General features: G+C 40.2%; 11 protein-coding genes. All 11 read right to left on the bottom strand.

Annotated features, from left to right (window positions below; translation table 11 throughout):
- Window positions 1-31: 31 nt before the first annotated feature.
- Entirely contained in the window at window positions 32-2,080 is a 2,049-nt protein-coding gene (locus LV85_RS18490; RefSeq protein ID WP_111322233.1) for a sulfatase-like hydrolase/transferase, read from the bottom strand.
- A gap of 125 nt (window positions 2,081-2,205) precedes the next feature.
- The gene (locus tag LV85_RS18495) at window positions 2,206-3,984 is read right to left on the bottom strand and encodes a RagB/SusD family nutrient uptake outer membrane protein (RefSeq protein ID WP_111322285.1); all 1,779 of its coding nucleotides are present in this window, start codon (window positions 3,982-3,984) and stop codon (window positions 2,206-2,208) included.
- Window positions 3,985-3,996: 12 nt separating this feature from the next.
- Complete coding sequence (locus LV85_RS18500) at window positions 3,997-7,482, bottom strand: SusC/RagA family TonB-linked outer membrane protein (RefSeq protein WP_245942372.1); 3,486 nt, start codon at window positions 7,480-7,482, stop codon at window positions 3,997-3,999.
- A 67-nt stretch (window positions 7,483-7,549) separates the two neighbouring features.
- On the bottom strand, window positions 7,550-8,584 hold the full coding sequence (locus LV85_RS18505) for a FecR family protein (RefSeq protein WP_111322235.1): 1,035 nt from the start codon (window positions 8,582-8,584) through the stop codon (window positions 7,550-7,552).
- A 225-nt stretch (window positions 8,585-8,809) separates the two neighbouring features.
- Window positions 8,810-9,403: an RNA polymerase sigma factor gene (locus LV85_RS18510; protein ID WP_111322237.1), complete on the bottom strand. Its 594-nt coding sequence runs from the start codon at window positions 9,401-9,403 to the stop codon at window positions 8,810-8,812.
- 164 nt (window positions 9,404-9,567) lie between these two features.
- A complete protein-coding gene (locus tag LV85_RS18515; protein ID WP_111322239.1) occupies window positions 9,568-9,816 on the bottom strand; it encodes an FAD-binding protein in 249 nt (82 codons plus the stop codon).
- Window positions 9,817-9,825: 9 nt separating this feature from the next.
- Window positions 9,826-10,095 (bottom strand): quinolinate synthase NadA, encoded by a 270-nt coding sequence (gene nadA, locus LV85_RS22500; protein WP_211318442.1) that lies wholly within the window; start codon window positions 10,093-10,095, stop codon window positions 9,826-9,828.
- 180 nt (window positions 10,096-10,275) lie between these two features.
- The gene (locus tag LV85_RS18525; protein ID WP_111322241.1) at window positions 10,276-11,496 is read right to left on the bottom strand and encodes a hypothetical protein; all 1,221 of its coding nucleotides are present in this window, start codon (window positions 11,494-11,496) and stop codon (window positions 10,276-10,278) included.
- A complete protein-coding gene (locus LV85_RS18530) occupies window positions 11,496-12,008 on the bottom strand; it encodes a peroxiredoxin family protein (RefSeq protein ID WP_111322243.1) in 513 nt (170 codons plus the stop codon). Before LV85_RS18530 ends, LV85_RS18525 begins: the two co-directional genes overlap by 1 nt.
- A 221-nt stretch (window positions 12,009-12,229) precedes the next feature.
- Window positions 12,230-13,720 carry a sodium:solute symporter gene (locus LV85_RS18535; RefSeq protein ID WP_111322245.1) on the bottom strand — a complete coding sequence of 497 codons (1,491 nt, stop codon included), beginning with the start codon at window positions 13,718-13,720 and terminating at the stop codon, window positions 12,230-12,232.
- Between the two features lie 68 nt (window positions 13,721-13,788).
- On the bottom strand, window positions 13,789-14,724 hold the full coding sequence (locus LV85_RS18540; protein ID WP_111322247.1) for a dihydrodipicolinate synthase family protein: 936 nt from the start codon (window positions 14,722-14,724) through the stop codon (window positions 13,789-13,791).
- Window positions 14,725-14,727 lie beyond the last annotated feature (3 nt).

Here is a 14,727-nt window from a genome sequence, read left to right on the forward strand (position 1 = left end):
TGTATCCACAGAGTCTTATGTCGCTATCAGCTTATCTAAACCAATATTCAGAATTCACTACTTTATTAGGTTCATTTTCAAAGGCCCACGACAATTCCAATTTTGGCGAGCTGTCCTCCTTCAATAAATAAATTTTCACTGGGTGATATCCTGCTTCCAAATGAACAGTACCCTGGGGTGAATCATCTATGGCATAATTACCATCAATGACCGAAATATCATGAATGCGCATAAAGAAGTGACTTTTCTTGCGATCAGCAGAAAAACTGTACTTGCCTGATTCAGGAACTTTAATATATCCAGTCCATACTACTAGATTCCCATCTCCACCTTCTTCATCTATAGTAGGCAAAGCAACAACCTTTTCCGAGATCGCTTTTCCCAAGACAGAAGGAATGAAGGCACGTTGCACCTTATAGCTTGAAGCCACTAAGCCATCTTTGAATTTTAACCCTTTTAACGCAGGAACTAATGAGGAATCATATGGACGAGGAGCTCCCGAATCGGCAATTCTACTTCTCAGAGCAATAGATTTGAATTCTTCCTGAAGCTTGGGATTTTCATTCGCCAGATTATTCCCTTGTTGAGGGTCTTTAATCACATTATATATTTCAAAATCATCTTCTTGCGATTGAATATCGTAACGAACTCCTACCATTTCCCCTTTTCTCAGCATCTGCATCTCACCACGTTTTTTGTTTCGATGCGATTCAAGAAACTCATCGTAGCCAGGGACTTTTCCATTTTGAGAATACTCTACATAAATCTTACTGGAAGCTTGCTTACCCTTTCCGATCAGAGAAGGCAATAAGGATACGCCATCTGTACGAATGGGTGCTGCTGCACCGGAAACCTCTGCAAATGTTGTCATCCAGTCATAGGATATACTTGGAGCGGAAACGACCGTTCCAGCTTTGATATGAGTAGGCCAATGTGCTATAGTGGCTGTGCGTAAACCTCCTTCATAGACGTCTCTTTTGATACCGTCGAAATTCGCAAAATTGTTAAAAAACTCAGGCGTATAAGCCACATACTCCTTTGGCAAATATGACTCTCTGGATGGTCCATTATCTGAGGTAAATATCACCAATGTATTTTTTGAAATATCGAGATCATCAAGCAATTGCATCAAATCTCCCACTTGATCATCAATACGTCTATTGACTGTGGCGTAGCGCTGATAGGTAGATGGCCATTCTATCTCTGGTGTATTTTCATCTTTATCGTGATCGTAGGTCGCAGTGGCAAATTCTGGATAGGTAAATGAATCCACTTCACCAAAAGCTGTATTTATCATTTTCCCTGGAGTGCCCAGCCATTGAAGCCCACCATTTAAGCCGCCACCTGCAGGATAGTCCTGCGTTGGCAATTCCAAAACAGCATGAGGGGTATCATAAGCTAGATACATAAAAAATGGCTGGTCTGATTTTTCCTTTTGGTGAGATATGATAAAGTCTTTTGCCTTAGCAGTAAACAAATCACCGGTATATGATTTGTCAAGCCCTTCTACCAGCTCATAGCCATCGTAAACTTCTTTGCTTCCTCTATATATTCCCTCTACAGGATAATGCTCATGACCATCTCCGTGTCGGATATAACCAAAGTAATGATCAAAGCCTTTCTTAAGTGGATGAGCTGGCCAATCTGGACCTTTTCCTTTTCCCTGCAATCCCCACTTACCTATGGCTATGGTTTCATAACCGACATTTTTAAGGACATCAGCCATCGTATAATTATCACCGATTTCCTTATCAAATTGATTGTTGCGAACATGCGCATGTCCTTGATTGACCCCCATAAGGATGGAAGCTCTAGATGGTGCACAGACAGGGGCTGCAGTATAATGGTTGGTTAAGATAGCTCCCTCATTAGCCATTTTATCTAGCATTGGAGTCATGATCCACGGTTCACTTCGCTCGTTACGTACTTTTCTTTCATTTTGGAAAAAAACACCTATATCCCCGTATCCTAGATCATCCACCAGGATGAAAATGATATTTGGTTTCTCCTGGGTATAGCCCGCATATGGAAAAACGCCTAACACCAGTAGCAGGCTTATAATTCTTAGAAAACTCTTCACTTTCTGTATTGGTTTGTATTGAAAATTGAGGTGTAATAAATAACCATTGGTACGATTATTCTGACGTAATAAAAATGCCCTCCAATCAAGATGGATTGAAGGGCAATATTTTTATTGCTTAAGGATTACCAACCTGGATTTTGCTCCAAATTAGGATTCAAAGCAATCTCTTCAGATGGTACTGGATAAAGGTATTGGTAGTCTTCCCAAGCTGGAGGATTTCCGCTGAAGAATTGAATATACCCTTCATCGGCTCCGTTTTGAATCGGAATTCTATTATTCACCTCAGATCCTACTATCCAACGACCAAGCTTAGGATCATTGGTATACCCCATCTTTTTCCATCTTCTCAGATCATCAAATCTAAATCCTTCTGCCATCAACTCTATTCCACGCTCACGTCTGATTTCCCAAAGGATAGGATCTACTTCCGGATCTCTTGTTGGGTCAAAACTAGCAGTAATATTACCAATTATCATTGGCGCCACATTACCCCTTGCTCTCAGTTTATTGATCGTCATATCAGCGATAGACTGATCAAATGCTCCCAGTTCCCATTGAGCCTCTGCATAGTTTATCAAAACCTCTCCCATTCTGAAAATAGGTGCATCGTTGAAATCATTATTTTGGATATCGTGAAGACGGTTGTAGTATTTAAATAACTTATAACCCGTTCTAGAAACATTGTAAGGATCGCCCTCATTGAAATCTCTGAAATGAGGTGCAACTCTCAATATATATCCTGCATGATTTCGGGATGGCAAAGCCTTCTGATTCTGAGTAGTAATACCATCAAAGAAATCTATGTATTCTCTATCCTTCGGATCAGCGGTATGTTCCCATGCTAAGCGATCTCCAGCAACAGGTAACACTCTAAAGGGAGGAGTGATCGTATATAGCATTCTTAAGTCACGCTTTCTAAACTCTGCATATGGGTCCTTGTCAGTCTCAAAATCAGGACTGTTCCAAATCGTCTCTCCATCTTGCATCAAATAAGAATCAGCACCTCTCTTAGTGATATCCCAGTTACCAGCAGAATTTCTATGACGTGAAGTTAAGCTGTGAGTAAGGATTCCATTCTCGTGCCTTTTGAATAACAAGATCCCTGGAACACCATCCAATGACTCACTGTTGAACACTTCATTATAATTAGGATGAAGAGTAGGATTGTTTGCTATAAGCTCCTCAGAAGCTGTCACACTTGCTCTAAGAAATTCTTCAGCACCTGGCAGGCCATGGTATTTTCTCCAAGTACCTTCGAAAAGCCCAAATCTTGAAATTAAAGCACGAACTACATCACTACTGACAGTATTACTCGCTACGCCATTAGTACCTGGTTCATAGATATTCTCTACTGCAAACAATAGATCATCCAACATATTCTGAGCTACTTCCTCTCTTGGCGTTCTTGGGGCGAATAGGAGTTCATCATCATCCGTAAGTACTCTATCTATCCAAGGCACATCTCCATAAGCAGCGATTTTTTCATAGTAATCAAAGGCTCTAAAGAAGTAACTTATTGATCTCCAATGATTCTTTTCAGATTCTGTCATCGGAGAACTTTCTAAATTGTCGAGCATGATATTGGCACGTCGCACAAAGGAAAAATCCCAAATCGAAGAAGAAGTTGGTATCGTCTGACGGCCCCAAATCCAAGCTGAACCTTGATTGGTATTATTCTGCATCATTAGATCTCCATTCCAGTCACTATTGGCTGGTCCAAAGCCATATCCAGGAAACACAGTGTAAAACCCATAAGCATAGGTTTGCGAAACCTGGAAGTTTTCAAAGGCATTATCCTCTGAAAATGCTAATTCTGGCTTTTTATCTAAGGTACTTTCAACACAACTAAATGTCAAAAGCGCTATAGAAAAACCGAATGCTATATTTTTAACTATTTTCATAAACTTCATTTTTTAAAATGTCACATTAAGTCCAAAGGAAATCTTCCTAATAAATGGATAATTACCTCCATTGTTGATGCCTGTTAAATCAGCATCAAGACCATCTGGTAAATGATCAAAATTCAAGAGGTTTTCTCCCGAAACATACACTCTGAATCGTGTGATTTTGAGTCTATCTAATAAATTATCACTCAAAGAATACCCGAGTGTAATATTCTGCAATCTGAGGTAAGCCCCGTTAGCCAGATATTTAGATTGAACTCTTCTGCTATTGCCATAATTTCCACCACCATTTGGATAGTTTCTAGGGTAAAAAGCATCCGTATTATCTGGAGTCCAGTAATCCAACTGATGATTATAAATCGTAGTAAATTCAAACGTATATGGAAAATAAACTGGGTTATTGATCCACACATCACGCTTGCCTATGCCCCTAATGAAAATAGACAAATCAAAGTTGGAATATGTAAGAGATCCATTCACCCCGTACTCCATTCCTCTGGTGGAATTACCGATAACTGATCTATCTCCTGGATCATCTAGGGTACTGTTTCCTGTGAAAATCTCTCCGTCTCCATCGAGATCTACATATTTGATATCACCTGGATTTTGGTTTACCCCGTTATAGGAAGGCACTCCATCTTTCAATTCTCCATTTAGAAGATTTGCATCCAAAGAACCATCTACGAAATCATCCACTGTATAGTAACCATCAGTAGTAAAGCCCCAGATTTCATTCAAGTTTTGACCAACATAATATTGGCTAAGCAATCCAGCTTCATTTTGGAATCTGGTGATCTCTGTATTATTGTTGTATAAGTTAAAACCTACAGTATAGCTTAATCTATCGAAATTCTCTCTCCACTTGACGTCCAATTCCCAACCCACTGTCTTCAGGTCAGCTACGTTTTGAAGTGGAGCACTTGCTCCGAGTGAAGCTGGCAATTGAGAGCCTGCAGAAAGCATATCCAAAGTCTGTCTGTTGTACCAATCAAACGTGGTAAATAGCTTGTTCTCAAATAAGCCAAAATCAACACCAATATTGGTAGTTCGCACGGCTTCCCAAGAATAATTAGCACTAACTAGCCCAGGAGCGCTTAAACTAACAGCGCGAACTCCAGAATCATTATCTATCCAAGCCACATTTGAAGAATTCATTGTAGGCAGATAAGGATAATTCCCCCATGCTCCTTCTACGGCCTGATTTCCTATTTCTCCCCATGAGGCTCTCAATTTTAGTTCAGTAATCGCTCTAGCCACACCAGCCATAAATGGCTCTCTACTCACTTTCCATGCTCCAGATAAAGAAGGAAAGAAACCGAAACGATTTCCTTCTGGGAATCTAGAAGAGCCATCGTATCTACCGTTCACCTCAAGAAGGTACTTTTCTTTGAATTGATAATTTGCTCTAGCAAAGAAACCTACTATTCCATAATCTGTATAGAAATCACTAACATTCACCACTCCAGTAGCCGTAGAAAGGCCTGGATTGGATGGTGAAATCAGTTCCTGTCTAGAGGCATTGAATCCTTCACGAACGGACACCTGCTGGTTCATCCCTACCATGAAATCTAATACATGCTCCCCAAAGTTCTTATTGTATTTACCATAGGCATTTATTGCATGGTAATTCCTCTTATTTGAACTTGTGAAGTAAGAAGAAGCGCCTGGGTTATATGGGGTGATAGAAAGAGTTGCTGGGTTGATCATCGTAGGAGTAAAAGAAGGAGAACTGATCTCATCTCTACTTTTCTCAAAGGTATATTCAGCATTGATTTCCATTCCCGCTAAAGGCTTATATGATCCTTTGAAAAAGAATCTAATTACCTCTTCAAAATTCTCACGCTCCGGAGAATATTTGATAAGGTTGGCAGGAGTAGCAAAAGGTATCTCTTCAGTACCGCCCAAATTGTCACTACCAATAGGAGTAGCAGAATGAAAGTTGATTGCACTGTAATATAAACTACTCCAGTTGCCTCCAATTGGCCCAGTTCTCAAGCCGTTTTTGTAAAAACTATTGAAAGTTGTAGTAATCTTAGGACTGATCTGTGTAGTAAGATCCACATTTGCAGTGTATCTCCTATAGCTATCCTTATCCGTCACCATAATTCCATCCTCATCATTGAATCCTAAGGAGATACGGTAAGAGGTTTTTTTACTGCCACCCTTCACAGATAAAGAATGAATTTGCTCGAATCCATTTGTTCCTAAAAACTCTCCGTATAGGTCGTTCTCACGCGTATAATATCTCAGCCCATTTGGATCGGTAATATATCCTTCAGGATAGGCACTAGGGTTGGCATTATAATCATTGATATATCCCATCCAATCTGACACATTCTGACCAGTCCAGTATGTCTGCTGCCCCCAGTCGTCCAATGCTGACACAAAGTCTAATGGAGAAGCTTTTTCAGGCAAGGTACTTGGTTGAGTAAAACCAAAGTTATTGGAGTACTCCAACTTCATAGGTTGTTCAAACCCACCTGTTTTGGTAGTAATCAAAATCACTCCAAACGCAGCTTCTGCACCATAAATAGAAGCAGCAGAAGCATCTTTCAATACTACTACATCTTCAATATCCCTTGGGTTGACATCATCCAAACTCATCGGAACGTTGTTCACCAATACAAGTGGTGATCCTCCATTGATAGAAGTGAACCCTCGTATATTGATATTCGTGCCTGATCCAGGCTGACCACTACCATAAGTAATCTGTAAACCTGGCACTGTGCCTTGAAGCGCTTTTGCAGCGTCAGTCACAGGTCTATCTCCTAGCACCTTGTCCATTTTGACAGCAGTAACAGCTCCAGAAATATCCTCACGTTCCTTGCTACCAAAACCAACAACAACTACTTCATCCAATCCTGCGAAATCTTCCACCATGATGATATCAACACTACTTCTAGCGCCTACTTCTATTTCTTGCTTTTTAAAGCCAATAAAGCTCACTACAAGTACGGCTCCTTCATCAGGAACAGAAAGCGTATAGTTTCCGTCCAAATCTGTGATCGTACCCGCTACACTTCCTTTGAGCAAAATGTTTACCCCAGGTATTCCCAGACCATCTTCATCTGTGATTTGTCCAGTAATTTCCTTTTCTACTGGTTCTTCTTGCACCTTTCTTACTTTGGTAGCCGGGATAGCAGAATTCACACTTATGGTCTCATTGACCTGCTTAAATTTCAGCTGGGATTGCTGTGCGATTTCGCCGAGAAAAGTCGCCACTGAAGCACGACTATTCTTCAAAATCACATTTCTGGACAGATCCACCACCTCATCAGTAAAGAAAAAGGTGAAAGTGGTTTTCTGTTCAATCTCTCTGAAAGCGTCCTTAATCGACAGCTCTCTTGGTTGCATCGAAATCACAACCTTCTCTATATCACCAGCTTGAAGCAGATCATTTGCGGAAGCAGTCGAAAAGACTGACATCCCCAACATAAGCACTGCAATAAGGCTTAGATTTAGAAACGGACTTAAAACACGTAAACTTTTAATCATAGCGCATCATTTATTGTTAGGTTTATTAATTGCAATTATCACTTGTATTCTACAGTTATTTAAACAGTTAGTCTTTGTTAAAATCAACAAATACTGTATCCTTATTTATTTTATAGTTGAAGTAATTTGAATAACTAAGCACTTCTAAAACATTATCTAAGCTTTCTCCTTCTTGAAACTTACCTAAACCCTTAGCCTTAGTCATATTTCCTGTTACTTCGATTTTCACTCCATACCATCGCTCCAGGTATTTGAATATCTCCTGAAAACCTTGATTCTTGAATTCTAAAACCCCTTGAGTCCACTGTGTTTCTCGAGTGATATCACCATTCTTTTTCTCAAAATCCCCCCTCTCATTTGACAAGACAGCCTTTTCTCCTGGCACTAGGATTAAGGCCTCATTACTATCTATATTATCAACTTTCACTTTTCCCTCGACCAGCAACACCTCAACGCTATTCTCATTTGCATAGGCCTTGATATTAAAAATAGTCCCAAGAGCTTCTGTATTTAACCCGGAGCTTTTGATCACAAAGGGATGTAAACTATCCTTTGCCACGGTGATATATGCCTCTCCTATCAGCTCAATATTTCTGTTAACCGCAAAGTCTTCTTGATACACGATGGAACTTTCAGAGTTCAATGATACCAGAGAACCATCTGGCAAATGAAATTTTGATTTCACACCCGAAGGATTACTTCTAGTGATAATTTTAGGCTGAGGCTCCCTCTGCTGAGTCGAACCGGAATTATTCGCTTTGAAAAAGACAAAGGGAATTAAGACTACTAAGGCTACTATGGCAGCTACACTTAGCCATGAGGGAAAATGATTTCTAGGTGAAAAATTGACTTCCTTAGCTTGCTTGTTGTCAGGCTTTTGCTGTTCATAACCCGCCTTTTCAGCATTGATTTTCTGCAGTATTGTCTGACTATCCCAAGCTGGATAATTACTGTTTCCCCGCTTACTATTCCAAGCTCTATCAATTCTAGAATCTAAATAAGCAGCACCTTCCTCAGTATTCAGCCAAGCACAGAATACTGTCGCTTCTGGCTCAGACATTCTGCCTTCAAAAAATTCCTTAAACTGTTTATCCTTGTCCATTAGGTTTATTTAATTAACCCGGATCATGAATTAGAATTCGTAGGAGAATGGAGACTACAAGAATATCCGCTTAGATAAATTTGGTAGCTCTAATTCGTAATAGATTTTCTATTACATATTTCGGGTTCAGTATATATAGACCCGAACAGAGATAAAGTCCCGGTGGAAATGTGAAAAAACTTAAAATATTCTATCTCATCTGAGATTTAACTCAAAATAATAGTGCTAATAATCACAAAAAACCGATATCCATAAGACAAAAAACGCAATAACATCCTGTTCCAACATTCTACTTCTCAAATACTTATTAGCCTCAGCCAATTGATTTTTGACAGTTTTCTTCGAAATATGAAGTTGTTCAGCTATTTCATCCAGAGAAAGTAACTCTGTCCTTTTTAGGAGAAAAATCTGCTTTTGCCGTGGCGGTAGGTTATTTACTTCTTTAAGAGAAGCTTCCAGCATTTCTGCATAGATAAAATCTTCCTCGATAGAATTCCGAATTTCTGCACCATCAACCATCAATTCAGACTTTTGAAGTGATTTTCTGGCATTTTGTTGCACTAAACGTATTACCAGAGATTTTAGAATAGCCAGCAAATAGGCATTGAAGCTCAAGGAAGGATCCAATCGCTCTCGGTTTTTCCAAATCTTGATGAAAGTCTCCTGTACTACTCCTTCAGCATCTTCATGATCCAGATTCATTTTTCTAGAAGTGTTATAAATCTTCCTAGCGTACTTGCTGTATAAATAATTAAATGCAGTCTCTGAACCCAATTTGAGCTCATTTACATACGCTGCATCATCATCCAAAACTCTCATTAACTTAAGTATTCTTTGCTACTTTGAGCATTCTTTAGAACACTAATTAACACATATTATCCGACTATCTAGTACTTTTGGACTAAAATTGAAGCCTAGTAAAACCGAAAGGATCGCAATTACCTATCTGTCCCTCAGCTTGTTTCACCACGACAATTCTTTTCTCAGCAACAATCGTATTTACACAATCCATCGCCAGAGATCAATGTATCCTGAATATATTTGTGAAATGAATTTCCAGTACTTTCATTCACGATGGCGACTCCTCCCTGGGCATATTTTGTATTGGACTCATCTTTGTTTGCCTTAGTAACGATAAAAATCCTTTTATCACTAAGTTTTCCTGCAATCTTCGCCACAAAGGTCAAACCCGCAACGCCAGAGCCTATCACCAAAAAATCAGTTGTAATCATTTCTTCAGCTTATGACAGTTGTAGCATTCGTTCAATGGGCAAAATGGACTTTTCTATAATACCATCCGAGACCTCAATTTCAGGTGATTCATATAGCAGACAATCGTAAGTTTTTTGAAGTGTATTTATCTTCATGTAGCTACACTCACTACAGGCACAGGTATTATCAGCCTCAATATGAGCGGGAATTAATTGCTTAAGTGGCACTTCCTTCTGCATCTCGTTAAGGATTCCTAATTCCCTAGCAACAATAAACTTTTGTCTCGAACTAGCCTTCAATTAATTGATCATTCCGTCTGTAGAACCTACATAATTTGCGGTCTTTAAAATATGCTCTTCAGACTTACAGCCAAGGTGATTAAGTTGGAAATCATTAAACAGAGCGACTTTGAAGGACGGAGGCTCCATAACCCTATTGGCTTCGCGCTAAGATGTAATTGCTGTGTTTGCTAGCTTTAATCAAAGTGTGGAAATAGCAAGAGAAGCAGTTTTAATACTGGTACTCTCTTCACTTATCGATGTCCAAGCAAAATATAGCCTATCGCCTACTTTCTCCATTTGAGGAAAACCACTCTTTCTAGCTGGGTCCATTTGCGTCACTACTACGGGAGCATATTTTTCACCTGAAGTCCCAACTTTCAAAACTTTCAAATAAGTTTCTCCATTTTCGGTTTCCATCCAGCTTACGACCGCCAAGTTATCGTCCAACAAGTCCACATCTACTCTTCCCAAAGCTTCCATTCCACTTACCTGTATTGGCTCTCCAAAGCTTTCTCCTCCATCTGAGGAAAAGGCGACTTTTACAGCTGGCTTATTATTCACCCCCGTAAACCAAGCTACAACTACTTCATTACCTTGCGCATCTACTTTAGGCCCATTGACTGGACAGCCATTTATTTCCCAGCCATCCTCATACACTGCTTGTGGAGCCGTCCATTCTCCATTCACATACCGAGTGATAGCAATATCCCTCAGCTCTTCTTCTGAACGATCCCTATAAATTACAATAGGGCCATTATCAGTAATAGCGGCAGTTGTTTGACAGCAATCACAGGTCTTTGCATCCAGTAGAGCTTCATCATATATAGCGCCATCCTGACCTACTCTGGCAGCTCTGATAGACATAGCACCGTTATGTCCAGAGTGCCCATGATCCATCGACGAGGCGGTATTTCTACCATCTAACCAGGCTACAAAAAATGAATCATCCCTATATGGGACAGCCGATACGAATCCATGTTCGGTAAATGTAGAGTCTGTGTGAAGCGGCAATCCAAGTGCCCAGTCGGATGAACCTTTAGGAAGTACATTCAACTTCACATCATACGAAAATTTCTCCTTGGATGATTTTTGCAGAAAATGAGTTAATAAATTCCCATTATTCTCAGTTATGGATGGGAAATCTGCCCAATTGATAAACCAATCGACTCCTTCCAAAACAGTCTCTGGTTGCGACCAAGTTGCCCCTTCCAAATGGGAATACATAAGTTGGGAAGTAGAGTCATCCAGTGTTTTGACCCAGGACATCATGAGACCTTCAGAGCCCGAAAACAAATAAGGAAGAGCGCTTTCTCCATCTTCAGGAAAAGGAATATTCTGAAAAGGTTCTACTTTCGGAGTACTGCATGATACGCCAAATACTATTGTAAAGAATAGACAAACTTTCGCGATTTTCCCCATTAGTGAAGCTCTGTAAGTTCTTTGATCGTTAGTTCAGAATCCCAATCCATCTTACCTGACATCTCCATGACCTTCTCCCCTTTTTCGTTTAAAATGAATGTGGCTGGCAGAGCGTATATTTTCAAATCAGATAATGCCCCTTCATATCTTACAAACTGAAAATCGAAGCCCTTTTTCTTTTGAAACTCAATAATTTCTTCCAAGGATTCCTCCGACACTAAGAGCAGTTGGTAGTTTTCCTTTTCCAGAAAAGGTTTGACCTGCTCCAAATCCGGCAACTCTTCTAAACAGGGTTTGCACCAGGTAGCCCAAAAGTGAAGCAAAACTCGTTTCCCCTTGAAATCTGAAATAGCAATAGTATTTCCCTCCAGATCCTTAAAAAGCAGGCTATTTATTGAGCTTCTATCTGAAGAAACCTTCTCAGCAGCACTAGTAGAGATGGAGCTTGTACTTTGTTCACATCCCATGAGAGACATTAGCAAGAAAACCACAACCAAGAAACGATTCATCATACATTGACTTGAAGATCAGGACAGGATCAAAAGCCTGAACTAGATTAGGTAATAGTCAGCGAAGATATCAAAATTAAATGTGTCAAGCTTGTCACTGAAAGATCTTCTCAATTATTGGAAACTGTAACCAACTATTGATTAGCTGTACAACTGACTAAATCCAACTCAGTGATACCTTGGACACTAGGTGATAGCCCAAGTTGGCAACTCTCATTCCCGTCCTATTTTGCTTGCTTTGAAAAGAGATTAGTCAAAAGGAAACCCACAATAAAAATCGTAAGCGTCCCCATCACAATAGTAAGATTGGTATGAAGTGTATTTTGAAAACCTTCTAAACTCGTGCCGCTTAACAGGACTGGAGAAAGACTCATCCAGCCAATTACCACTACTCCACATAGAACGCCGATAGCAGCTGCCTTGCTCGTGGCTCTTTTCACCACAAAACCCAGCAAGAATAAGCCTAATATCCCACCGCTGAAAATCGATGATAGTGCCCACCAAGCCTCTAGAGCGCTGGTAACACCATTGAATGCCAATGCGACTACTATACTCAGACCTCCCATAACAAATGAGCTGATCCACAAAACTCGCATGGACTGCTTCTCAGTGGCATTTTTGTTTATATATTTTCGATAATGGTCTGAAAGAAAAACTGTCGCTGAACTGTTGATACTAGTAGAAACTGTGCTCATCCCAGCAGCAAAAATAGAGGCTATCAAAATACCAGTAACTCCCACAGGAAGGCCAGAAACAATAAAATAAGGAAAGACCTTATCCGCATTCTCTACCAACTGCAGGTCTGCAGGTAATAAGTCTGGAAACGCCTGGTAATAGGAAAAAAGAGCTGTTCCGATAAAGAAAAATAATAAGGAAACAGGCACATATAGTAAGCTTCCCAACCACGTGGATTTCACGGCTTCCTTTTCAGTTTTGGCGCTGAGGTAGCGTTGAATATAACTTTGATCAATGCCAAAATTCTGTAGGTTGATAAATAGACCATAAATCAAAATCATCCAAAAGGTTGATTCCACAAAATTGAATTTGAAGCTTCCCAAGCTAAATTTATCAGCTTCGGCAGCAATGCTAAACACCTGTCCTGGTCCATTAGGCATGGAAAACAGAATCACCACTACACAAAGTAATGCTCCTCCTATCAGCACAATCCCCTGAATAGCATCCGTCCAGATCACTGCCTCTATCCCTCCTAACATGGCATAAACCATAACACAGATACCAGTACAAATGATGATCATCGGAATACTCCAGCCGAAGAGTGCGTTCATTGGCAAGGCCAGCAAATACATAATGGCGCCCATGCGAGCCAGCTGAGTCAACAAATAACAGATAGACGCATACACTCTTGCCCAAGAGCCGAAGCGTGTTTCCAAGTAATAATAAGCCGACTCGCTTTTTAACTTTCTATAGAGCGGCACGAAATATTTAACCGCAATCCAAGCAGCAATAGGAATAGACAAGCTAAACACAAAGCCATTCCAATTGGACTTGAAGGCATTTCCTGGAAGTGCAAGAAAGCTGATACTGCTAACGAATGTGGCGAAGATCGACATGCCAATAGCCCAACTCGGAAGCCTTCCACCTCCAGTGGTATATTCCAAGGCTGTTCTTTTCCGGAAGGAAAATGAAATTCCAAACAGCACTATAGCTGCCATATAAACTAAAAATACAATTAAATCTATAATGGGTAAATCCATATATATCTAGAAATTTTGGGTGCAGGAAAAATCAGTTTCTCTTATAATATTAAGTAAATCGATCATATTTATTGGTCAGCCAGCATACTTGTGATCTTGTTGACTCTTCTCCTCAACTCTTCAACCTCCTCTTCAGAAAATGGATATACCGGAGGGGCAAACTCTGTCTGGCAAAGTCCCATAAACGAAAGTGCCGTTTTCACTCCTTTCATATAACTAGACTTATAGCCCCCAACCTGGTAGATGTTCTTACTGATCTCCATCACAGATCCCTGTAATTTCCGGATCTTTTCAAAGTCCCTATTCTCCGCAGCTTCATACAAGCTCACATATAGTTTCGGAAATAAATTCGCCCCACCACATACACCACCATGACTTCCCATAAGCACTGTTTCAGCCATCATTTCTTCTGGCCCAACCATCAGGACAAAATCCTCTTGATTTCTAAATTCATGGCATAAGGCTTGGAAATAAACTCCATGTGCCGAGCTATCTTTAAAACCTATAATACGCTCATGTGAAGCAAGTTTCACTACTGTATCGACTTCAATGGTAAGCTTGGTATGAGAAGGCATATTGTAGAGAAACATGGGCAGTGATATCGCATCAGCTAATTGTTTGAAGTAGGAATACATTTCCTCCTGGTCAATGTTCACATAGAAGGGCGGAGCTGCGACCACAGCATAAGCTCCTTCACTTGCCGCGTAGTCTGCCAAAGCGATACTTTCAGTCAAAGACACATCAGTAATCCCGACCAATACAGGCAGTCTTCCAGCTACCTGTTCACAGGTCAGTTTGATCAACTCTCTACGAACAGAATAACTCAAGCCAGAAAATTCTCCAGTAGTCCCCAAAATAAAAATACCATGGACCCCACCTTCAATTAGATGCTCAATCAACTTCTTTACACTCTCCTTATCCAAGGATCCGTCCGAATTGAGCGGAGTAATCATAGGTGGCACAATACCTCTTAGCGGCACTTGAATAGCTTTAACTACAGACATAAT

Source organism: Algoriphagus chordae (assembly GCF_003254055.1).
In the GTDB taxonomy this organism is placed as follows: domain Bacteria; phylum Bacteroidota; class Bacteroidia; order Cytophagales; family Cyclobacteriaceae; genus Algoriphagus; species Algoriphagus chordae.

What these genes read in the sequence shown, in the direction of transcription:
- LV85_RS18510 (WP_111322237.1), bottom strand. Translation starts at nt 9,403, where the DNA reads ATGAGAGTTTTGGATGATGATGCAGCGTATGTAAATGAGCTCAAATTG.
- LV85_RS18505 (WP_111322235.1), bottom strand. Translation starts at nt 8,584, where the DNA reads ATGGACAAGGATAAACAGTTTAAGGAATTTTTTGAAGGCAGAATGTCT.
- LV85_RS18530 (WP_111322243.1), bottom strand. Translation starts at nt 12,008, where the DNA reads ATGATGAATCGTTTCTTGGTTGTGGTTTTCTTGCTAATGTCTCTCATG.
- LV85_RS18525 (WP_111322241.1), bottom strand. Translation starts at nt 11,496, where the DNA reads ATGGGGAAAATCGCGAAAGTTTGTCTATTCTTTACAATAGTATTTGGC.
- LV85_RS18540 (WP_111322247.1), bottom strand. Translation starts at nt 14,724, where the DNA reads ATGTCTGTAGTTAAAGCTATTCAAGTGCCGCTAAGAGGTATTGTGCCA.
- LV85_RS18500 (WP_245942372.1), bottom strand. Translation starts at nt 7,482, where the DNA reads ATGATTAAAAGTTTACGTGTTTTAAGTCCGTTTCTAAATCTAAGCCTT.
- LV85_RS18495 (WP_111322285.1), bottom strand. Translation starts at nt 3,984, where the DNA reads ATGAAAATAGTTAAAAATATAGCATTCGGTTTTTCTATAGCGCTTTTG.
- LV85_RS18515 (WP_111322239.1), bottom strand. Translation starts at nt 9,816, where the DNA reads ATGATTACAACTGATTTTTTGGTGATAGGCTCTGGCGTTGCGGGTTTG.
- LV85_RS18535 (WP_111322245.1), bottom strand. Translation starts at nt 13,720, where the DNA reads ATGGATTTACCCATTATAGATTTAATTGTATTTTTAGTTTATATGGCA.